A 20,199-nucleotide genomic window follows, 5' to 3' on the forward strand; every position below is an offset into this window, starting at 1 on the left:
GATGAATAAACTAGCACTACACTCCTTGTGGTGAATTCAAGATAGACTAGTATAAATTTTGTTAAATACAAGTGAGTTTTTTGTGTTTTTGATTTGGGTGTACATCTAAGCTTATTGAAATAGTGATCGACTCAGCTATCTTTAATTAAGGTATGGAATTTAGGTAGTGCTCCCATGTCCAAGAGTAGACGTCAATTTCTTGAAGCTTCACTAGCGGCATGTTTGAGTGCTTCATTTCCGGTTAGCCAAGTGCTCGCACTAAATTTACTCTCAGAAGATGAACGAGAACAAGAAATGGCTAAGCGCAGTGCTGCCCTCCATATCTTAAGATTAGCTTCCCCATACCCTGCGGATCAAAGTGACTTTATCCCGCACATGCATCAAGTGCTTAAGGAGAATGTTGAGTCTATGACTCGCGGTAAAATCTATGTTGATGTTCACCATAGTGGTGCGCTTGGAAGTGGCCGCGAGTTAATGGCGGCAGTGACTCGTGGACATGTGGAGGCCGCACTTATCTCTGTGGCAAATCTGTCTCGGGCGTTACCTGTGCTAGATATCCTTAATATCCCATTTTGGGCGAGCTCAAATCGCGCGTTTCTCAATCTAATTTGTTCGCCACAGTGGCAGTCACTTGTTATTAAGCCTATTAGTGAACAAGGAAAACTGAATATCTTAATGCATCATCTCGTTGGAGGTCGCACCCTAACAAGCACAAAACAGTTCAACCGCTTGATTAATTTGCCTGAAAAACTCAAAGGAGTAGTGCTAAGAGTGCCTGCTTCTAAGGTTTTGAGTCATTTTTACAGTATGACGTCGGCAAATGTTATTGATGTGCCTTGGGCACAAGTGGCCAAAATGGCAAGAACAAAACATATAGAGGTTATTGACCCTAGCGTTGTTGGCTTGTTTGCAGGTCCTGATCTGCTAAAAAACGAGATAGGGCAGATAGCTTTACTCGAAAGTGTCCCCGATGCTTGGGTGACCGTCGCAAATCAGCATTGGTTAGATGGTTTGCCGCTGCGCTTAAAAGGGGAAGTCGAGGACGCGGGTAAGCAAACATTTCATACTCATATTGCGCAGATAGAGCAACTGCAAAAGCACTGTGAGCGCGAGCTCATGGCCTTGGGCGCAAAGCTGCACCCTTTAAGTGTGGACGAAAAGCGCGAATGGCAATTAAGGTTTGGCCATCACAATGCACAGTGGAATAAGGTAAAGCGAGAGCTCCTAGGCAGTACTCGCGCATTTCAACAGCTGGTAAATGCAACAGAAAAAGAGTTTATTTAATAACCTAGGTTGAGAGCAACAACAGGCCTTCTTGCTATTGTTATCGTGCGTTATGTTTGATTCTTTTTTTATACTTTTTCTTTATTATGAAATGGCAAAATACCATAGTTAACAACAATTACCTTAGTTCAACGACATCAACCGGAGCGCAGCTGTGAAAATATCCGTAGTAGAAAATCCTGAGCAACAATTTGTCGATTTTTTAAATAATAAAATTAGCGAGTTTAACTGGGCGAATTGGGAGGTCACAGAGCGCCTACCATTGGCGGTTGAAGTAAAGGATGAGTCTGGAGAGGTTGTTGCTGGTGCAGCCGCGCGTACTTTTGGTAACTGGTTGTTGCTCGATACTTTGTGGGTTTCTGAGACACTTAGAGGTCAAAATATCGGCTCACAGATACTAAAAAGTCTTGAAGCGGCGGCCAAACAAAGAGGGTGCGTGAAATGCTTACTCGATACCTTAAATTTTCAGGCAATGCCGTTTTATGAAAAGCATGGCTACGAGACTCAATGGATCCAAGAGCAATACCCTAAAAATGGCTGTAAGTATTTTATGGTAAAGGTGTTATAACAAGTTTAGTGGGTAAGAGTACTTACCCACAATGGCGGATTAATAAGGATTTGGACAGGTTCGAACCTGAAAGTGTGTAAACCAAGGACAGCCTTGATCGAACTTGCTTTCTGGGTATAAAGGTGGATTGCCAGCACCTGCAATATTTGGGGTTTGCGCCATTGGTAAGTTTTGTAAATCTTTTGAAAGGGACTTAATCGCCTTTTTGTTTAATTTAAGTTTCATACTTGTGTCCTTGTGTTAACTTCACTGTTTATCTTATCGAGAAAAGTGGAGAGTGCAAGGGGGATGGGTATTTTATTTATAGGAAGCATATATTGATGAAAAATGTAGAAAACACAGAGCAGTTGGCTGCGGTAAATCAAAAGGTAGTAAGAGAAGGTGAGTGCTTACCATCGGTACAATTAAAAGATGGTAGCAGAGTACAGACTGGCACAGTAGCAACCATGTTGCATAATATCGAGCTTTACAACGCCGGCGAGCGAGGACAGGTAGAGGATGAGCTCAAGCTTGCAATCCCAACACTGTGTAAAATAGGTCTATTTGAGCTGTTTTCTGTGGAAGAGTGGTTGAGTGGGGATAATCCTGGCCGCCGATACGTGGGTGAATGTGCCAAGGCATTTTTAAGTAATGATGTTAGCTAAACTTCAGAGACCTCATAGCGCTCTTAAATCGATACAGTTTTTAATTCAATTGCGATTATAAGACGCTCAGCTATTGAGCGCACGCGTGGGATTACCTACAATACAGCATGCTTAAATAATTGAAGAAAAACGATGACAGATTCAATCGAAAAACCAGCACTACCAGATAGGCTTTCTATCAACCCTCGCAGCCCACATTATGCTAAAGAAGTGCTAGAACATCATATTGGCATCCGTTTTAACGGAAAAGAGCGCACGGATGTTGAAGAGTACTGCATCAGCGAAGGCTGGATTAAGGTAGCATCACCAAAGGCATTAGACCGTCGTGGTCAGCCTTTGCTACTGAAGTCAAAAGGGACTGTTGAAGCTTACTACTGCTAAGCTTAACAAACAAAGATACAAAAATGCCGGACTTTATCCGGCATTTTTTTACATCAATTATATTACCACTCAATTAATGTGCTGAAGTTAACCAGCTCAGAAATTGACGTGCTTCGCCGCCATTGGCGAATTGTGTGATCTTACGGCCCGTGCCGTCAGCAAAGATCACTTTAGATTTGTTCACCGAAATTGAGCGAATTGGTTGCTCAACACGGATCTCTGTTCCGTTATATGTATATGACATAATAAAACTCACTTTTATAATGCACAGCAAATTAGCTGATGCTTTTGATAGTAGATGAGCTTCATTACAGTTTAGCGAACAGAAGACACTGTCCTCGCAACGACCCGATATGGGTATGACAGCTTATACCAATTTTCTTAATTGGCTTGATTTCGCCTGACTATATTAAGCTCTACTTGTATTTTTTATGCGGACTTACTGGATCAAGGCAAGGAGGCATTACTTGAGGTTTGCTTTATTTTGAGAGGAAGTTAAAGCAAGAGAAGGATAATATAGAATTGCATTTTTAAAGCAAGCTTTTTATGTCAGCGGAGTGATAAATATTTTCAACACTTAGCCAAATTAAAGCACCTAAGTTTGCCCCGAGGCGTTAAACCCCGAGACATAGTTACTCTATTAGCACAGCGTTTGTTCGACTGACTGCTTGCCGTTAAATAGCTCAAATGTGAGGTTCTGAGGATGTTGAGTGGCAAGGTAAACTAGCGCGTCTGCAACATTCTCTCGACTTATCACTGCATCTTCTCTATTTGCTGGGCGTGAAGTGGAGAATCCTCCGGTTGCAGGCTCATTTTGTAACGTACCTGGTCGGACGATGGTGTAGTTTACAATACTTTTTTGTAGGTGTTGGTCGGCCATGTGTTTGGCTACCAAGTACGGTTTGATTTCACTTTCAATGTTATCAGGATCGTCAGCACCAATAGAGCTGACCATAATAAAATGTTTAACGTTTGCTTTCACAGCATAATCAATAGCTTTAGTGGCGGCCCATAAATCAATCAGTAGGGTTTTGTCCGCACCTGTTTCCCCACCAGAGCCTGCGCTAAATATTACCTGCTCGACGTTGTCAAAGGCTGAGCTAAAATCGCCTTCAAGGTCTTGCTCAATGATAGTAAGTTGCTCAGACTGAATATCAGCTAGCTTGCTTTTATTGCGCACTAACGCCACGACGTCATGGCCTTGTTCCAGCATTTTCTTTGTCGTCATTTTTCCAATTTGACCACTGGCACCAATGATTAAGGTCTTCATAGATAAACTCCTTTAAAGTGTTTGCTTAACTAAGACCTTGGGGTCATGGTGTAGATTTAAACCCCTGTGGTGGAAATAGGTTATAAATAGGCGAGTAATTGTATAGATAATCTAAAGTCGTGGTGGTCAGGGGAAAATTGACCACCGTAGAGAGGGGAGAGTAACCTGTTACTTTGTTACTTTGCGAGCTCTAAAGTTACGGCCTTTCATTTTTCCTTCTGAGATTGTTTTAAGTGCCACGTTGGCAATACTGCGCTCAACCGCAACGTATGATGACATCGCGGTGACTTTTATTTTGCCGATTTGGTCACCTTTTAACGCTTGATTTGAGGTCAGTGCACCTAAGATATCACCTGGTCTTAATTTTGCTTTCTTACCGCCGTCGATTTGAATGGTTACCATCGGCGCTCGGTTAATTTTGTTATTTAACACTTGGTCGCTTGGCAGGGTATTGGGCTCTATTGTTTTGCCTAAATAGTCTTCGAGGGCATTTACTTTATGCGATTCTTTATAACTCATCAAAGAGCACGCCACCCCTTTATTGCCTGCGCGCCCGGTTCTGCCAACGCGGTGAACATGTACTTCTGGGTCATGGGCGATATGGTAGTTGATCACCATATCTACGTGATCGACGTCGATACCCCGGGCTGCGACATCCGTTGCCAATAAAATGGTCACGCTCTTATTCGCAAAACGAACCAATGTGCGGTCACGGTCTTTTTGCTCTAAGTCACCGTGAAGTGCTGCTGCATCAAAACCTAGGCTATATAGGCTGTCGCATACGTTCTGGCATTCTGCCTTGGTGTTGCAGAAGATAACCGCTGAGTTTGGTTGAAATTGCATTAACAGCTTTTGTACCGCAGGCAATCTCGCATCGTTATTGTCGACTTCGTAAAAATACTGTTCAATTGAGCTATCGTCATGTGTTGCTTCAACCGTGACTTTGGCTGCATCTTTCATGATGTGCTGCGCGAGCTGCTCTATTTTTGGTGGGTAAGTTGCACTAAATAACAGGTTTTGTCGTGCTGTAGGGCAGTGATCTATGATGCACTGTAGTGACTCTTCAAAACCCATCTCCAACATGCGATCCGCTTCATCCAGTACAAAGGTATTCACTTCATCTAGCGACAAACGGCCTTTGCGCAGGTGCTCTTCAATACGCCCTGGTGTACCCACAATGATGTGCGCACCATGTTCAAGAGAGCCAATTTGTGGACCCATAGGTGCACCACCGCACAGCGCTAACACTTTGATGTTATGAACAGCACGGGCAAGCTTGCGAATTTCAACCGCAACCTGATCGGCAAGCTCTCGAGTTGGGCATACCACAAGCGCCTGCACGCGAAAGCGTTTCACGTTTAAATTATGTAATAGTCCTAAAGAGAAAGCGGCGGTTTTACCTGAGCCTGTTTTACCTTGGCCAATGACATCTTTACCCGCCAAGATAAGCGGTAAGGTTTGTGCTTGAATGTCAGTCATGGTGTGATACCCCAATGACGCGAGGTTATCGAGTAAGGCGCTGGAAAGTGAGGTACTTGAAAAAAGTGGCTGAGTCAAAGTCGCTGTCTCTGTAGTTCTAAAACCGCAATTATAACATGGCTCGAACGGATAGCGCGTGTAAGGCCGTGATAAAATTTTTTACCACGGCCAAGTGCGTTAAAAAATAATCTTAAACATTTCCCATGAACAGGGATAAGTGGCATTACAGCCTATGACGGTAGGATGCACATTGGCTCCCGCGCCACCATTACCTGCGGCTTGGATATAGTGACCATTGATTGACTTAAGCGCCACTTTATCGCCATTTTGGATCAAAGCGCCGGGATTATTCGGCAACTCAATCGTGAAGGTTTCCCAAATAGAAGCCACCGTTCGGTTGGCATTTAACTCAGCGCCCCCACCTTGCTCTGCAACAAAGTAATAGCCAGTGGCTGTTTGAATGTGGATGGTGTCGCCATCAAACAGGTTACCGCCGTTGACATCGATAAGATTAAACCGCTCCCAAGGGCCAATCGCAATACGATTGGCGTTTACTGTATTACCGCCATTATTTTCTGCGACGAAGTAATATTGTCCGCCGGTTTCAAACGACACATTAGTAAAAATCGTCGGGCCACATGGGGCTGTAGTGAAGGTTAAGTCTTCCCCTTGAATGGTGGTGCGAGGTGGCTTTGGATCTCCTCGAAAACGGAAATGATATTCGCTGCCGCACTCTAGGTTCGCTATTTGTGCGCTAACCGGGCCATTCACACCAGCCGGTGTTGCGAGTACGCTGTAGCCGTAGTTAGTGGTTGGGCCATAATCAAACGTTTCTCCACTTAAACCAATAGTAGAGGCGGAGTAGCCGTTTAATTGAGCGGAGGTTTCTGTGATATTGCTCGCAGCTTGGGTCACATATTGCGTACCAGCGTGCGCTAAAAATGTACTACCAAACAATGTGAACAGTATCAATTTCAAGATATTCATTGTCTAGCTCCTTTGACGAAAAAAGGCTGTTACGATTAACAGCCTTTTTAGCTTAGGAGAAGGTGTTGCAAATGCTATTACACCTGCTTACACCATTAATTATTAATTGCCAGAAGTGGTCTTCTGGCGTGGTGTACGTTTTTCTCCAGCGTGTTGGCTCTTTGGCTTGTTTGCAGACGATGATGGGCGACGTCTACGGTTGCCATTGTTATTACCAGCAGGTTTACCGTTACCACTTGGCTTATTGTTGCGAGGACCTGAATTTTGCTTAGGTTTGTTTTTCGGCTGAGCGGAAGGTGCTTGCTCAGCGTCTGTCGCCTTTGGTTTTTTCGGTTTCTTTGGCTTTTTCGGCTTGATTGGGCGCGTATCTAATTTTGACTCAGGTACGGCAAGTTGCGGTTCAAACCCAGGCTCCACTTTACGCGGCACCAGCTGTTGAATTAATCGTTCAATGCCAAATAAATCGCTTGCGGTCTCTTGGGTAACAAACGAGATAGCTTCACCTGTCGCACCAGCGCGGCCTGTTCTACCGATACGGTGAACATAATCTTCGTAAACATTTGGCAGGTCAAAGTTCACGACATGAGGCAGCTCTTGAATATCCAAGCCTCTTGCGACAATATCAGTAGCAACAAGTACACGTACTTCACCATTTTTAAAGCCAGCAAGGGCTTTCATGCGAGCGCTTTGGCTTTTATTACCATGGATTGCTGCGGCATTGATCTTGTCTTTTTCTAGATCCTTAACCAAGCGGTTGGCACCGTGTTTTGTACGGGTGAATACCAACACTTGTTGCCAATCATGCGTTTGCACTAAATGCTTGAGTAAGCTCGTACGTTTACTTTTGTCTACCGGGTACACCCATTGAGTCACGCTTTTTGCGGTGCTGTTTGCTGGTGCCACAGAAATCTCTACTGGATCGTGAATTAGCCCTTTTGCCAATGCTCTAATCTCTTCAGAGAAAGTGGCAGAGAACATCAAGTTTTGTCTGCGGCTTGGCAATACTTTGATAATGCGCTTGATATCGTGAATAAAGCCCATGTCTAGCATACGGTCGGCTTCATCCAATACCAATACTTCAAGGTCATCAAATTTGACAGCATTTTGCTGGTAAAGGTCGAGTAATCGCCCAGGTGTTGCCACTAAAACATCAATGCCTTTACGCAGCTTCATCATTTGCGGATTGATCTTCACACCGCCGTAAACAACTTCAGAGCTGATAGGCAGGTGTTTACTGTACAGCGCAACACTTTGCCATACTTGGTCAGCAAGCTCTCTGGTCGGCGTTAGAATTAATGCGCGTACGTTGTTCGCACGTGGCTTAGTACCGGCAATCAGCTTTTGCAACAAAGGTAATGTAAAGCCCGCTGTTTTACCTGTCCCCGTTTGCGCCGCAGCCATCACGTCTCTGCCTTCTAAAATAGCAGGAATGGCTTGCTCTTGAATGGGAGTTGGTTTGTCGTAACCTTGTTCGACAACGGCTTGATTTATTTCTGGGGCTAAACCTAGGTGGCTAAAGCTCATGATTTTGTACTCTGTATTGGGCGGCGGGCAAGAGTACAGTATTTACTCCGCTTAAGCAATTTCGCCGTGTTTTTAAATTGCCCCGAGTTAAATAACGATAGGCGGGTAGATAACAAAGCATAGCGTAAACATCAGGATTACAATCAAAATAAGTGAAAGGAAACGTTCGTACTGCAGGTCTATTGATGGCATTAGTTATTCACGACCAGTTTGCGCTGTATATAAGTCACTAATTCGGCAAACTGGCTTAACTTAGGAGCCGTTTTGTGAAATACACATCTGTATCCTTGTTAGAAAAGGGGTTTTATGTTGCGAGCCTTGCAGTTGCGTTGTTACTTTCACCATTAACACAAGCGCAAACTGAGCAAGTCACCGCCCAGCAATTTGTCGATTTGCAACAAGGGCAAGCCCATTTCCCGGGGTTTCGTAGGGCACACGCAAAAGGGATTTGTGTGTCAGGAGAATTTAAATCGAATGGACGGCTATCTCAGTACTCAAACGCAACCGTTTTTAAAGCCGGCACGCATCCATTTATTGGTCGATTGTCCATTGCTGGAAATAATCCGCACGCTGCTGAGTTGATGGCACCAGTAAGGAGCTTCGCGCTGAGCTTCGTAACAGGTGCTGAGCGTTGGAATATTGCGATGAATACGCCTCCAGTGATGGCGGTAACGAATCCGCATGATTTTTATCAGCAAATTGTTGCTCTGAAGCAGGGCAAAGAGGCAGTAAAAGACTTTTTTGCAGAGCACCCTGAAAGTGCGGATTTTTTGGCATGGAAAGCGAGTTACACGCCAAGCTCGAGTTTTGCCCTTGAGACTTATCATAGTATTAATGCGTTTTATTTGGTTGATGAAAAAGCGCAGCGTCAGGCTATTCGCTGGAAAATGCTGCCATTAAATGAAGAAAGTAAAAATCCTTACACAGGCAAAGACGCGCTACAGCAAGAATTTGCAACTCGATTAGAGAAAGGAGCGGTACGCTTCAATTGGCAGTTTATATTTGCCAAGCAAGAAGATGATGAAAATAATCCAGCCAAACTTTGGCCCAGTAACCGCGCGAAGGTAGATGCAGGAGAGATCTTCATAACGCATTGGCAACCGCAATTATCGGGTAACTGCCATGCACTCAATTTTGACCCCTTGATATTACCTAGCGGTGTTATAGCAACCGAAGATCCAATTCTAAGAGCGCGTTCTGCTGCCTATGCAGAGTCCTATCGCCGTAGGGCTAAGGAGCAATTGATGGGCGCGCTTGAGGAGACAGCGAATGACTGATCAAATAACACGATTTAATCTTGCGATGAGAGTGCTTCACTGGTCTATGGCATTACTTATTTTTGCTATGGTTTTTGCAGGACTTGCGATGGTACGTGCGCTTGAGCCTTGGCAGCTTACCTTACTTGGGCTACATAAATCATTTGGTGTGCTGGCACTTTTGTTACTTTTATTGCGCTTTCTTATTAGAATAAAGTCATCGATACCTAGCTTGCCATCTGGGATGTCGACAATACAAGTCAAACTGGCCAAATTCAGCCACTGGCTGCTTTACGCATTGATGTTAATCATACCGACTAGCGGCCTGTTGATGCAGTATTATGCAGCGCGACCAATAGTGGTGTTCGACTTGTTCACCATTTCAGCCGCGATGGTGCCTCATATAGAGTACTTTGCTGTATTTCGAGAAGGTCATGGTTTAGCGGTATTGTTACTGATTACAGTACTTGCAGTTCATATTGGAGCAGCGCTTTACCATCACTTTATAAGAAAAGATGGCGTGCTAAAAAGCATGTTGTAATCGATAAAGAGTCATTGTAAGTAAAAACAGTTAAATTACCGCGCCCTAACACTCTAGTGTCATATTGGTGTCGAAATAGCCCATGTTGCACTCGGCTTGTTTAATGGCGGGATAGCTTTGCTCCATCGCAGCCCTTAGCAAGTTTTTATAATCGCTTCTTATGATACTGCTAACCAAACGAGTTACGCCAAAGTCTAGAAGCACAAAATAAATAACGAGATGTAAAAACTCTCGAATATCTCGTATGTGCCATTTAAAATTGAGTGTTTTTAATACGTTAGCTAGGTGTGATTTGTTCTTAGCGAGCCAATTGATGGCTTGGATAATTCACTGCTCGCTAGTTGCAGGCGATTTGCATGTTGAAATGACAATGTTTGACTGGTAAGTTACTAAAAATACTAAATAAAATTAGCTTGAATGTTGTTGTTTTTGACTTGTGGATAAGTGAGATATTCAAGAATTCACGCTAATGAGCTGTTAGGTACTCAAAGGAATGCAGAGATGCTCTACAAAATAGAAGAACAAGCCGAAGCTTTTGAAAAGTTAGAGCCTGTAGAGTTCAAAGACTTTTCTAGTTTTGGAAAACTTGAGAAAGATCTAGAAAACTTAATTGCAAATAGCATCTTAGATGTGTTGTTTGAAGATGCTAGATTGATGCCTGTGTTTCAGGAAAGACAATGGCAAGCGGAAGCTGATATATATGCACTTAATGAAAATGGTGAATTAGTTATATTTGAATTAAAGCGTGCATCAGTTGGGAAAGATGCCGTCCATCAAGCACTAAGATATGCGCAAGATGCTGGTCAATGGAGCTACCAAAAGTTAGAACAAAAGTTCAAAGAATATAGCAAAAGCGAAATGTCACTAGTTGAAGCTCACAGAGAGGCTTTTAGTCTTGAGCATGAATTAGATCCAAAAGAAATAAATAATAAACAACACCTATTAGTTATCGGTAGTGCAGCTGATGAATCATTAGTATCTTCCGTCGATTACTGGAAGAAAAATGGTATATCTATTGATTTCCTACCATATCGAGTTTACGAAATCGCTGGAGAAAAGTACTTTGAATTCTTTGCGCTTCCATATGATAAGCACAAGAATCCAAGTGATGTAAAAGGTGTATTATTTGATACAAATCGTAGTTGGGATGAGAATTCTATTTGGTCGATGATGGATAATAGTCGTCTTGAGGCATATGGTGATGCAAAGAGGTTTGTTCACTATGTTCATGTAGGAGATATTGTTTTCTTTTCGCACAAATGGTGCGGCTTAATCGCTGCCGCAAAAGTAAAAGGTGAAGTTAAAGCTCCTGACAGTGAAACTTTGTATCGAGACGTAGAGTTTTTGACTCCTATTCCGAACCGGAAAGATAACAAATTGTTGGCTATGCCTTTTTCAGCAGTTAGCTCAAAAACAGGTAAAAGCTTCTTTTGGGCTAGAACTATAAAGGTCCCTTATCTGACAAAAAATGAAGCACTTGAGTTAGTCGAGGAGCTTAACAATTACTTGTATCGCACATAATAAGTCAAGGCTGACTACGAATAGATTGGGCGAATAGATGACACCCACTTATATTTGCACCCACGCTGGAAAATACAGGTTAAAAAGTATAAAAATACTTCAATTGGGCTTTGTGCGTTACTCACAAATTATGGCTAACTATTTTTGCCGTTAATTTTGGCCTAATTAACAAAAAATAACTGTAGTTCTATGAAATATTTTAGAAAAATGATTGAGCATTATATTCCTGTCAATGATGATGAATGGGATTATGCTTGCGGAATATTTGACATTAAACACGTAAAAAAAGGAACAACGGTACATCATGCAGGTGAGGTGTTTAATGAGATATGGTTTATTAAAAGTGGTTTAGCCAGATCATATTTAAGTGATATAAATGGCAAAGATCATACTTGGCAGCTCTATTTTCGTGGCAAAAGTAAGCATGGTTTAAATCATTTTATGGACGATAGCGTAAGCTTTTATGAAAAAACAGGGTCAATGCTTAATTTTGAAATTCTTGAAGATTCGGTTTTTTATGTAGCGCCTCTGGAAGCACTTGATAAGCTTTTATCGCAAGATAAAAAATGGGAGGTGTTAGCACGGACATGGATACATAACACCTATTATTCCGCAACATACAAACGCGTCCTTTCTCTCATGTCAGAGACAGCTGCACAGAGATATGCTCGTTTACTCGATGAATACCCTTATATATTTAAGCAAGTTAAGTCTTATCATGTGGCCTCTTATTTGGGGGTCGCTCCCCAAACATTGAGTAAATTAAAAAATGAATCTAGGTGAATGAACTTTAGTACTCCGTTGTTTACCATGTTTTTTTCAATGGAGATTAATAATGAATATCGCTCATAAATTTAGAAGCCATCAGGAACAAAACTCGTCGCTTTACATTGATAACTTCAGGAATGTAAGTGGCATCGCCAAACTAAGTGTTATACATGCATGGAGCACATCATGATAGAACTGACACAGATAGGCGCTCGACTCATCTTTATTGGAATGGTTTTTTTTCTTGCCGGTTTAATTCAAGGTGCGTTGATACCAGTGGTTAAAAATTCCCGAATGGCGCTTTCAGCTCACTTAACTGCTGTTCAATGTGGAATGACTCTCGCGATCTTTGGTGTTATCTGGTCGTTGGTCGAACTGCCTTTATCTTTAGAAATCTTTGTGGCTTATGGCTCGGCCTTGGGATTTGTCCTTATTTGGCTGGGAATAACTTTGGCATCTGTAACAGGTGCAAGTATAGCGCTTCCAATTGCTGGGGCTGGATTTTCATCAACAGTCACTGCAGAATTAACCGTTAAGATTATGGTGCGCTCTGGGTCATTATTATCACTAATTGCCTGTACTTTTTTGGCTTTTGGGTTACTGCCAGTACTGCGGTAGTCGAAATTAATGCATAAAGAAGCTATCTAACCACCTCCTCTTTTGTCTCGATTTTTGGGCTTTGTGTAAGCACTCGCTTAGCCTAAAAAGCTACTATGGCGGCAATAGTTAAGTTTCGTATCTGGCACTTCCTTGTCTCTGAAGATAAAACTTAACGTCACTACCATTGTCAAACATCCGTAATTATGTCGCTTTTTCGAGACGGCGCCTTTTATTTTTACAGCTTTTAATATTTCACTCTTTTTTGTTTGGTATGTTATATTGTATCAACTTAATGCAGGCATGACGAAGGAGAAAGCGTGAACGCAAAAGTACAGTCGTTTGGAGACAAGGCAGCAATTGGGTTATCTATGCTGTGCTTAGTTCATTGTTTAATATTACCTTTTTTATTATTTGTACTTCCTCCCTTTGCGGGTTTACTAGCGCTCTCCGATGAAGTTTTTCACGAATGGTTACTCATAGCCGTGCTACCCATTAGCGTATTGGCCCTTGGATTTGGCTATGTGCGGCATAAGTCAGGTCTTGTCGTGGGCTTGGGGTTAATGGGCTGCACACTCTTGGTGCTAGCAACTCTTTTAGGTGAACAACGCGGAGAAACCTTGTTCACAGTGCTTGGCTCTATGCTCATCTCCTACGCTCATCTTCGAAACTATGCGCTGCGTCGCAATTTTCACTAAATAAAACCCTATTTGGAGTTACTATGAATAGCCTTATGCCTATAGAGCCGTTGCTTGACGTGGACTCAGTGCATCATCAGCAGTCAGAACATGCCACCGTGTTAACCAAAATTTATGAGCCCAACACCAATATTGTGATTTGGCAACATGCAGTATCATCTGCTTTGAAAGCAGAGTTTGGTCGCTACTTAGAAACAGCAAAAGAGCTAGAGTTAGCGCTACAAATTGCGACTAGCAATATCACTTGCGAAGTCAGTGAGTCGTTAAAGCGTTTGAATTTTAGTGATGCGATGGTGGCGCATATTATTGAAATAGTAGATATGTTTAGCTGCTTATTTGAACTTCGCGTCGTTGGTTTACGGTTAAAAATGCTCGAGACTGCAATGTGCCCGAAATTTCATGTTGATAAAGTACCAGTACGACTGGTGACTACACTCGCAGGCGCGGGCAGTGAGTGGCTTAGAAACCAGCACGTATCAAGGGATGGCAACAAACTGACTATTTCTCCTGAAGCTGACGCAATACAGCTTGCCTGTGGGGATGTGGCATTATTAAAAGGTGAGCGTTGGGACGGAAATGAAGGCCGTGGCTTAGTGCATCGCTCACCAGCAGTAGTAACAGGGGAAAAGCGATTACTACTGACGTTAGATTTTATCGCCTAGATTGGATTCATTATGACAACAAAATTAACTGCATTTGTATTTAGCACTATTTTTAGCCTCTCGCTATTGGGATGCCAGTCGGAGCCTTCAAATATCGGTTCCTCCGCGGTAAGCGGCCAAGCAAACGTCGCTCCGCTTAAAATCGCGACTTGGAACATGGAGCATTTAGCATATCCATCGAGTGCAGGATGTAGGCCTCGTGATGAGCAGGAGATAAGCGCGCTGCGCGATTATGCAAAAGGGCTTAATGCAGACGTTATTGCGCTACAGGAAGTTGCATCGGTTAAGGCATTAGAGCAGGTCTTTCCAAGTAGTGAATGGCAATTACTGATTTCAAGTCGAGCTAATAGCGCGACGTACGACTGTAGAGGAAGTGGAAATCTATCTACACAGCAGAAAACCGCGTTTGCGATTAGAAATAATCTGGTCCCAAGCAAAGTGGATAACGTGAGCGAACTTAGCGTGGATGTTGAAGGGCTAAGACATGGTCTAGTTGTGACCTTAAATACTCAGTTTGGTGAGCTTTCAGTGCTTAATGTCCATCTTAAAAGCGGCTGTTTTGTTGATAACTATTCAACTTCGGATAAAAAGGCTTGTCGACTGCTGGCAGAGCAGTTACCAGTACTTAAGTCTTGGTTGGAGAAACACGCAAATAGCAACACCATTGTGTTGGGCGACTTCAATCATCGTTTAAGCCATGGCGACAATCAATTTTGGCAGCAGCTAACCAAGCACCAAAATAGCGCCTCTGCACCTTTGGTAAACGCAACTGAAACACTGACAGGTTGTCACCCACGCTATCCTGTGCCGATTGACCATATATTACTAAGCAACAAACTTGCAAACACGGTAAAATTCGACCCCAGCGTACATTTCTTTGCGGATATGTCTGAGGAGAAAATGCTCAGCGATCACTGTGCTATTTCAGTGTTAATTAGCATGCGTTAAGGCGGTTGTTCGTTGCACCAAAAGGGAGCGCATATAGCCAAAAAGTCAACCGGTGATGTGCAAATATTATCAAGGTCTAGTCGCCAAAAGCGGCGTCTTTAACGGTAACTTTAGTGTTGAAATTAGACCTTATTTGCTTTAGTCTGCTGCGCAAATTGAGCTGAGTTACATAGACTTAGCGCTGCGCATTCAAAGGATTTGAACAATGACTAAACGCTTTTGGTTTACCACGCTTTATGGTGTATTGCTGGCAATCATTTTATTGGTTGTGAGCGCGCCTTCTCTGGCTTATTTGAGATTTAAAGATGCGTCGGTAGCGGATCCTCACTTCTCTCAGCTACAAGTTAATCTCGATATTAATAAAACGGGTGCACTGCAAGTTACTCAGCAAGGCATATTGCAAGGGGGAAACTTCGATTGGCAGGGGCTCGCGCAAACAATTGAGCTGGATGTGAGGTATCCAGATGGTACACACTATCTGAGCGATATCAGCATTGACTCAGTAAAAATCGACGAGCAAGAAGTGCGTTATGCACTGAAGTATAACTACGATAGAAGTGCAGTAACGCTCGTAATAAGCAAAGAGCAGCTCCCAAAGCAAGGGCAGGCTCAGCAATTTGAAGTGCGATATCAATCAAAAAACCGTATGCGGTTTTATCCGGCATTGGACGAATTGACTTATTCACTCTTTCCGAATGTAAATCTGAAAATAAACAAGCTTACCGTCTCGATTCTCTATCCTCAAACTGCAACGCTCAAGGAGCACCAATTGTTTGTCGATCATCTAAACAATGATGCGTTTGTGATACATGATGGGATGGTTGATGGACGTAATCAGCTCCTATTCGAGAGTCAATCTGAGATAGCAGATAAAGCACAGGGAGAAATCGCCCTCGCGTTTGAAAAAGGTGTGTTTAAGGATAACTATCTTTACCGCAAAGTATGGTATCCGTTTAGAGTGTTATTTATTGCTTTGCCGTTTTTAATGCTATTTGCATTGGCTGTGTGGCAAACGCGTAAGCGCCTCCATGCATTGCCAAAACTTGCCGATGCGCTTCCTTGTTCAGCTCAACCACCAGACTTACCGATTTGCTTGGTAAGAGAACTGGTTGCTGCAAATATCGAACGCATGCTAACAGCAAAAGACGCGTTAGCTGAGGTGTTAAAGCTTGCAGTGGCGAAACAATTAACGATTAGCGAACGGGGTAAAAACAACGATGAATTTAGTAATGTTGACCCAAAAAAGCTGCATCAAATTCAGTTAAATCCTGAAGCGCCGAGCCAGCCAGAGGCGGTTGGGTTAAGCGGTAAACTGCAACGTTACTTTTATCAACAGCAAGACGTGCAAAACCCGAGTGGAAAACGCAAGCGAAAACGAGTGATAAAAAACCGCTTTGTTATTAACAAAGGAAACGAGGGGAGAACGTCTTTCACAGAAATAATATGTCATTATGTGAATAATGCCGAAGTCGGGAAAGCTCAGCATAATGTAAACTTTCTTGCTTTTATAGCGCCTATTTTACTTTGGTTAAGTGCTTCATTTGTTGTGATTGGAGTTGGTGCTGGCAATGGGTGGCAAGTGTTTGCGGGTAGTTTAATTGTAGTTTTATTGTGCACTTCTATATTATTAATTGCGGTGCTTATTGTAGAGATGTTCATAGAACATCGCAGCGAAGATAAAAAGAGCCGAGAAATGTGGCTTGTACGAGCGTTAATTTATATTCCTACCTATTTATTCTTATTATGGATGTGTGTTGATGGTGATGATGAGCTGGTGAATGGTACCAGTGTGGTTTTTCACTTCTTTTACCTAGGCTTTATTGCGGCTTTCTTTTCATTTATCGGGCCTTCCAAGCAATTTAAAGCTTGGGTATTGCAGTCTCAGCAATTTTATCAATACATTAAACTTAAGAGTCAGCACTGCTTCGCTGAAGGAGTCGAAAAAGCGGAGTACGAAGCATTGTTACCTTATGCATATGCATTTGGTTTGTTGAATGAATGGATAAAAGGGTATGAGGCTTATCTAACTGCAAAGCAGGACGACACTACGCCTTTGATCCCTTGGATCCGGTATAAAAAAATTACCGAGCCGAGAGAATTAAAACAACATTTAAGTTGTCTTGAAGCGGTCATGCCTGCAATATCATGTTCGCTGTATGATAGACTGCCATACACTTAGGGCGATTGATTTTTCAACTTTGTTTTTGTTGAGCGTTGGCATTTTTGCAAGCACTATATGCGCGTTACATAAACAGTTATTTGACAACCGCACCTGATGAATAACTTAAACGAAAGGAGTGTGCTATGCCATCCGCAAACTTACTTGCCTTGCTCGATGATGTCGCTGCGTTAACAAAATTAGCCGCAACGAAAACCGCTCCGGTGTTAGGAGACGATCTTGCCGTCAACGCAGAGCAACTATCGGGCGGGATCAAACCAGATCGGGAACTTGCAGTCGTATGGAAAGTGTTTAAAGGCTCCTTGCTGAACAAGTTTATTTTAGTGCCTGTTGCTTTGGCTTGCAGTTACTTTGCGCCGTTTATGATCCCCATTATGCTAATTTTAGGGGCGCTGTACTTGCTGTTTGAGGGCGGCGAGAAAATTCTCCACGCTATTTTTCACCGTCAGGAGCAACAGCAAGAAACCGATGAGTTTGTCAAAGCGCTTAAGGATGAGCGTGTTGACTTAGTCGAGTTTGAAAAAGACAAAATCAAGGGCGCTATTGTTACCGACTTTGTTCTGTCGGCGGAAATTATCATTATTGCGCTGGGGGCGATTGCTGATCAGCCTTTTGAAAAGCAAGCAATAGTCCTTTCGTTAATTGGACTTGCGCTGACAATCGGGGTTTACGGAATTGTGGCCCTGATTGTTAAGCTTGATGATATTGGTTTAGCCATGATTAAGGACGCAACTAAGACTACACTTGCGGCGATAAAACGTGGGGTGGGTAAGGGGCTGCTTTATTTTGCTAACGGTCTGATGAAGTTTTTGTCAGTCGCTGGTGTGTTGGCAATGCTTTTAGTTGGCGTTGATATTTTGGCTCACCAGTTCCACTTACTCGAAGAAATTGTTCACGCTATTGAAAAGCTGATCCCTGCAATGAGCTGGTTTTTGAGTATTATCGCCAAGCTTGGATTGGGTGCGGTGATTGGTGTCATTATTGCGGCGGTGCTAAGTCAGTTGCTGGCAGTGTTTAAAAAAGTATAAATATCTATATCGCAAGTAGCCCGCATATTTCAGGGCTACTTGCAGAGCTTTTCGATTACCTTCTAATCGGCACTTGCTGGTTGACTTGCTTTTGCGGTGCTTCATTGAGGTTTTGTGGTAATAAACGTTTGGCTTTACGCTGCTCTCGTAGCGTAAATTGTAGCGCTTTTAAAATCCGCGCATCCAATGGCGTTTCGCAAAACGGGCTTAACAGGTTGTTCTCTTCCGTCGGATCTTCACTCAAGTTATAACACTCGTATTCACTGGGAATGAACTGAGTGGTTGTTATTCCGTCTGGGTTGCCGACGCCAACGACATTACTCACAGACGCTTGCGTGGTAGGCTCATCGTTACCACCAAGATCAACTTGGTTCGGGTCTTGCTCATAGAATCTAGCGTTATCAAAATAACGCACAAACTTCCATTTCGTGTCACCGCTGATATCCGGTAGTTGCGTTATTACGGCTTCAATATGGTTCGGTTGGATAATACTATTGTAAGCTTTACCGGTAAGCATATTCGTCATATCACTGCCAACTTCGATGTTGTCATCGGTCATAAAGTAAATGGCTTCTTCTTTGGGCGACGCTTCACCTAAAATGACGTTGGCTAGGTTTCTGCCAACGAGTGGCTGTGCCTCACTGTGATCTTTAGCAAGCTGAGTACGAGTTTGCTCAATATCTATATCTGCTAGACCAAGCAGGGTAGGCAGTAAGTCGATGTGCGATGTGGTGATATCAAGCTGCTTAGGTTGATTGAAAAGCACAGGATTAGAAATAATAAACGGCACGTTTAATACTTCTTGATACGCGGTGTACCATTTTTGATGTAGACCGCCGTGAGCACCCAGTAGCTCACCATGATCTGAGGTAAAAACGACAATAGTATTTTCATAAAAAGATGATTGCTTTAATGCGTTAACTACCTGTTCTATATGCTTATTCACTTCTGCGATTAGGTAGTAATAAAACTGTCGATAGGTTTCATCTGGTGGTTGTGGTAGATACATATGCGGGTACATAAGCTGATAGTCTTTTTGGCATCTAGGCTTGTCCATTAAGCTTTCAGTTTGACTTGGGGCTGGCGCAACACTTGGAAGGTTACCGGCTTCTTTTTCAGCATAAAAGTTGGAAAACCAATCTTTTTGTCCCATTAATACAATGTCATGAGGGTTTACGAATGAAGAAACCAGTAAAAATGGTGTTTGGTCGCCGTTTTGTGCCTTTTCTTCAAGTTGTTTAAGGGTTTCACAAACTTGATTGGCAAATCCCGGATCTCGAGATGTGCCTGAATTGTTCTCTGCTGCGCCATGAGGTTCAGGACCTATCCATTGACTAAAACCAAACTTATCTAGACGCTCTGCGCGCTCATAGAGAGCTTGTTTTGCTGGGTAAGGCTCTCCGGTTGCAGAGTTACTATACAGCGCTTGCTGACTCCCCGGCACGATAATATCCTCATCGGAGAGGTGCCACTTACCACGATAATAGGTTTGATAACCTGCTTCGCGAAACCAAGAGCCCATGGTTGGCACGGTATTGGGAGCCAGCCAGAACATGTTTTGATCAAATGACGACTTGCCAATTCCAGGTGTTTGGCTCACACCGTGTAGTGATGGATATTGTCCCGTGTAAATGGATGTTCTACTTGGTGCGCATGCCGTCGCTGCTGCATTATGATTCATAAATTCCATGCCACAGCGGCGCATTTCTGCCATGCACACACTGTGCTTTAGTCGATACTCTTTTGCTTGTGAATTTTCGTAAGGCGGAGGGAAGCGCTCTTCATCGGTGGTAATGATTAGAAAGTTCGGTTGTTTGCCATTAATCTTCATTACAATCTCCTTTTAACTTGCACAGGGCAAATG

General features: G+C 43.0%; 21 protein-coding genes. 14 read left to right on the forward strand and 7 right to left on the reverse strand.

Annotated features, from left to right (window positions below; all coding sequences use genetic code 11):
* Positions 1-174: 174 nt before the first annotated feature.
* Positions 175-1,284 (forward strand): TRAP transporter substrate-binding protein DctP, encoded by a 1,110-nt coding sequence (gene dctP, locus GSF04_RS09540; protein WP_211859380.1) that lies wholly within the window; start codon positions 175-177, stop codon positions 1,282-1,284.
* A gap of 154 nt (positions 1,285-1,438) precedes the next feature.
* On the forward strand, positions 1,439-1,852 hold the full coding sequence (locus tag GSF04_RS09545) for a GNAT family N-acetyltransferase (protein ID WP_211859381.1): 414 nt from the start codon (positions 1,439-1,441) through the stop codon (positions 1,850-1,852).
* Positions 1,853-1,891: 39 nt separating this feature from the next.
* Here GSF04_RS09545 and GSF04_RS09550 read toward each other — a convergent pair whose 3' ends face one another.
* On the reverse strand, positions 1,892-2,077 hold the full coding sequence (locus GSF04_RS09550) for a hypothetical protein (protein WP_211859382.1): 186 nt from the start codon (positions 2,075-2,077) through the stop codon (positions 1,892-1,894).
* Between the two features lie 95 nt (positions 2,078-2,172).
* On the opposite strand from GSF04_RS09550, the gene GSF04_RS09555 reads away from it, so the two are divergent.
* A complete protein-coding gene (locus tag GSF04_RS09555) occupies positions 2,173-2,496 on the forward strand; it encodes a hypothetical protein (RefSeq protein ID WP_211859383.1) in 324 nt (107 codons plus the stop codon).
* A gap of 132 nt (positions 2,497-2,628) precedes the next feature.
* Complete coding sequence (locus GSF04_RS09560) at positions 2,629-2,877, forward strand: DUF3297 family protein (protein WP_039492107.1); 249 nt, start codon at positions 2,629-2,631, stop codon at positions 2,875-2,877.
* A 73-nt stretch (positions 2,878-2,950) separates the two neighbouring features.
* Here GSF04_RS09560 and GSF04_RS09565 read toward each other — a convergent pair whose 3' ends face one another.
* From GSF04_RS09565 to GSF04_RS09585, 5 genes are all read right to left on the reverse strand, one after another.
* On the reverse strand, positions 2,951-3,121 hold the full coding sequence (locus GSF04_RS09565; protein ID WP_010370673.1) for a hypothetical protein: 171 nt from the start codon (positions 3,119-3,121) through the stop codon (positions 2,951-2,953).
* Positions 3,122-3,517: 396 nt separating this feature from the next.
* A complete protein-coding gene (locus tag GSF04_RS09570) occupies positions 3,518-4,147 on the reverse strand; it encodes an SDR family oxidoreductase (protein ID WP_211859384.1) in 630 nt (209 codons plus the stop codon).
* Between the two features lie 168 nt (positions 4,148-4,315).
* Positions 4,316-5,704: an ATP-dependent RNA helicase DbpA gene (gene dbpA, locus GSF04_RS09575; protein WP_130126731.1), complete on the reverse strand. Its 1,389-nt coding sequence runs from the start codon at positions 5,702-5,704 to the stop codon at positions 4,316-4,318.
* 99 nt (positions 5,705-5,803) lie between these two features.
* On the reverse strand, positions 5,804-6,613 hold the full coding sequence (locus tag GSF04_RS09580; protein WP_010370681.1) for a peptidase S8: 810 nt from the start codon (positions 6,611-6,613) through the stop codon (positions 5,804-5,806).
* A gap of 102 nt (positions 6,614-6,715) precedes the next feature.
* The gene (locus GSF04_RS09585) at positions 6,716-8,137 is read right to left on the reverse strand and encodes a DEAD/DEAH box helicase (RefSeq protein ID WP_211859385.1); all 1,422 of its coding nucleotides are present in this window, start codon (positions 8,135-8,137) and stop codon (positions 6,716-6,718) included.
* 266 nt (positions 8,138-8,403) lie between these two features.
* On the opposite strand from GSF04_RS09585, the gene GSF04_RS09590 reads away from it, so the two are divergent.
* The 10 genes from GSF04_RS09590 to GSF04_RS09635 all read left to right on the forward strand — a co-directional run bounded on the left by GSF04_RS09590 (position 8,404) and on the right by GSF04_RS09635 (position 18,335).
* Entirely contained in the window at positions 8,404-9,414 is a 1,011-nt protein-coding gene (locus GSF04_RS09590; RefSeq protein ID WP_211859386.1) for a catalase family peroxidase, read from the forward strand.
* On the forward strand, positions 9,407-9,934 hold the full coding sequence (locus tag GSF04_RS09595) for a cytochrome b (RefSeq protein ID WP_211859387.1): 528 nt from the start codon (positions 9,407-9,409) through the stop codon (positions 9,932-9,934). The genes GSF04_RS09590 and GSF04_RS09595 overlap by 8 nt, the downstream gene beginning before the upstream one ends.
* Before the next feature lie 501 nt (positions 9,935-10,435).
* Positions 10,436-11,455: a hypothetical protein gene (locus tag GSF04_RS09600; RefSeq protein ID WP_211859388.1), complete on the forward strand. Its 1,020-nt coding sequence runs from the start codon at positions 10,436-10,438 to the stop codon at positions 11,453-11,455.
* 189 nt (positions 11,456-11,644) lie between these two features.
* Positions 11,645-12,238: a Crp/Fnr family transcriptional regulator gene (locus GSF04_RS09605; RefSeq protein ID WP_045989583.1), complete on the forward strand. Its 594-nt coding sequence runs from the start codon at positions 11,645-11,647 to the stop codon at positions 12,236-12,238.
* Between the two features lie 171 nt (positions 12,239-12,409).
* Positions 12,410-12,841 carry a hydrogenase gene (locus GSF04_RS09610; RefSeq protein WP_211859389.1) on the forward strand — a complete coding sequence of 144 codons (432 nt, stop codon included), beginning with the start codon at positions 12,410-12,412 and terminating at the stop codon, positions 12,839-12,841.
* Between the two features lie 299 nt (positions 12,842-13,140).
* Positions 13,141-13,518, forward strand: coding sequence for a MerC domain-containing protein (locus GSF04_RS09615; RefSeq protein ID WP_211859390.1), 378 nt, complete (start codon positions 13,141-13,143; stop codon positions 13,516-13,518).
* Positions 13,519-13,541: 23 nt separating this feature from the next.
* Entirely contained in the window at positions 13,542-14,180 is a 639-nt protein-coding gene (locus GSF04_RS09620; protein ID WP_039492124.1) for a DUF1826 domain-containing protein, read from the forward strand.
* Positions 14,181-14,192: 12 nt separating this feature from the next.
* Positions 14,193-15,128, forward strand: a complete 936-nt coding sequence (locus GSF04_RS09625; protein WP_211859391.1) for an endonuclease/exonuclease/phosphatase family protein — start codon at positions 14,193-14,195, stop codon at positions 15,126-15,128.
* A gap of 205 nt (positions 15,129-15,333) precedes the next feature.
* A complete protein-coding gene (locus tag GSF04_RS09630) occupies positions 15,334-17,307 on the forward strand; it encodes a DUF2207 domain-containing protein (RefSeq protein ID WP_211859392.1) in 1,974 nt (657 codons plus the stop codon).
* 125 nt (positions 17,308-17,432) lie between these two features.
* Positions 17,433-18,335, forward strand: coding sequence for a DUF808 family protein (locus tag GSF04_RS09635; protein ID WP_211859393.1), 903 nt, complete (start codon positions 17,433-17,435; stop codon positions 18,333-18,335).
* 55 nt (positions 18,336-18,390) lie between these two features.
* Here GSF04_RS09635 and GSF04_RS09640 read toward each other — a convergent pair whose 3' ends face one another.
* Complete coding sequence (locus tag GSF04_RS09640) at positions 18,391-20,166, reverse strand: sulfatase-like hydrolase/transferase (protein ID WP_211859394.1); 1,776 nt, start codon at positions 20,164-20,166, stop codon at positions 18,391-18,393.
* Positions 20,167-20,199: the final 33 nt, after the last annotated feature.

The organism is Pseudoalteromonas sp. A22 (assembly GCF_018141345.1).
GTDB classification, from domain to species: Bacteria; Pseudomonadota; Gammaproteobacteria; order Enterobacterales; family Alteromonadaceae; genus Pseudoalteromonas; species Pseudoalteromonas maricaloris.

Coding starts and splice junctions, on each gene's coding strand:
- dctP (WP_211859380.1), top strand. CDS start 175: ATGTCCAAGAGTAGACGTCAATTTCTTGAAGCTTCACTAGCGGCATGT.
- GSF04_RS09550 (WP_211859382.1), bottom strand. CDS start 2,077: ATGAAACTTAAATTAAACAAAAAGGCGATTAAGTCCCTTTCAAAAGAT.
- GSF04_RS09555 (WP_211859383.1), top strand. CDS start 2,173: ATGAAAAATGTAGAAAACACAGAGCAGTTGGCTGCGGTAAATCAAAAG.
- GSF04_RS09560 (WP_039492107.1), top strand. CDS start 2,629: ATGACAGATTCAATCGAAAAACCAGCACTACCAGATAGGCTTTCTATC.
- GSF04_RS09565 (WP_010370673.1), bottom strand. CDS start 3,121: ATGTCATATACATATAACGGAACAGAGATCCGTGTTGAGCAACCAATT.
- GSF04_RS09570 (WP_211859384.1), bottom strand. CDS start 4,147: ATGAAGACCTTAATCATTGGTGCCAGTGGTCAAATTGGAAAAATGACG.
- GSF04_RS09580 (WP_010370681.1), bottom strand. CDS start 6,613: ATGAATATCTTGAAATTGATACTGTTCACATTGTTTGGTAGTACATTT.
- GSF04_RS09585 (WP_211859385.1), bottom strand. CDS start 8,137: ATGAGCTTTAGCCACCTAGGTTTAGCCCCAGAAATAAATCAAGCCGTT.
- GSF04_RS09595 (WP_211859387.1), top strand. CDS start 9,407: ATGACTGATCAAATAACACGATTTAATCTTGCGATGAGAGTGCTTCAC.
- GSF04_RS09600 (WP_211859388.1), top strand. CDS start 10,436: ATGCTCTACAAAATAGAAGAACAAGCCGAAGCTTTTGAAAAGTTAGAG.
- GSF04_RS09605 (WP_045989583.1), top strand. CDS start 11,645: ATGAAATATTTTAGAAAAATGATTGAGCATTATATTCCTGTCAATGAT.
- GSF04_RS09610 (WP_211859389.1), top strand. CDS start 12,410: ATGATAGAACTGACACAGATAGGCGCTCGACTCATCTTTATTGGAATG.
- GSF04_RS09620 (WP_039492124.1), top strand. CDS start 13,542: ATGAATAGCCTTATGCCTATAGAGCCGTTGCTTGACGTGGACTCAGTG.
- GSF04_RS09625 (WP_211859391.1), top strand. CDS start 14,193: ATGACAACAAAATTAACTGCATTTGTATTTAGCACTATTTTTAGCCTC.
- GSF04_RS09630 (WP_211859392.1), top strand. CDS start 15,334: ATGACTAAACGCTTTTGGTTTACCACGCTTTATGGTGTATTGCTGGCA.
- GSF04_RS09635 (WP_211859393.1), top strand. CDS start 17,433: ATGCCATCCGCAAACTTACTTGCCTTGCTCGATGATGTCGCTGCGTTA.
- GSF04_RS09640 (WP_211859394.1), bottom strand. CDS start 20,166: ATGAAGATTAATGGCAAACAACCGAACTTTCTAATCATTACCACCGAT.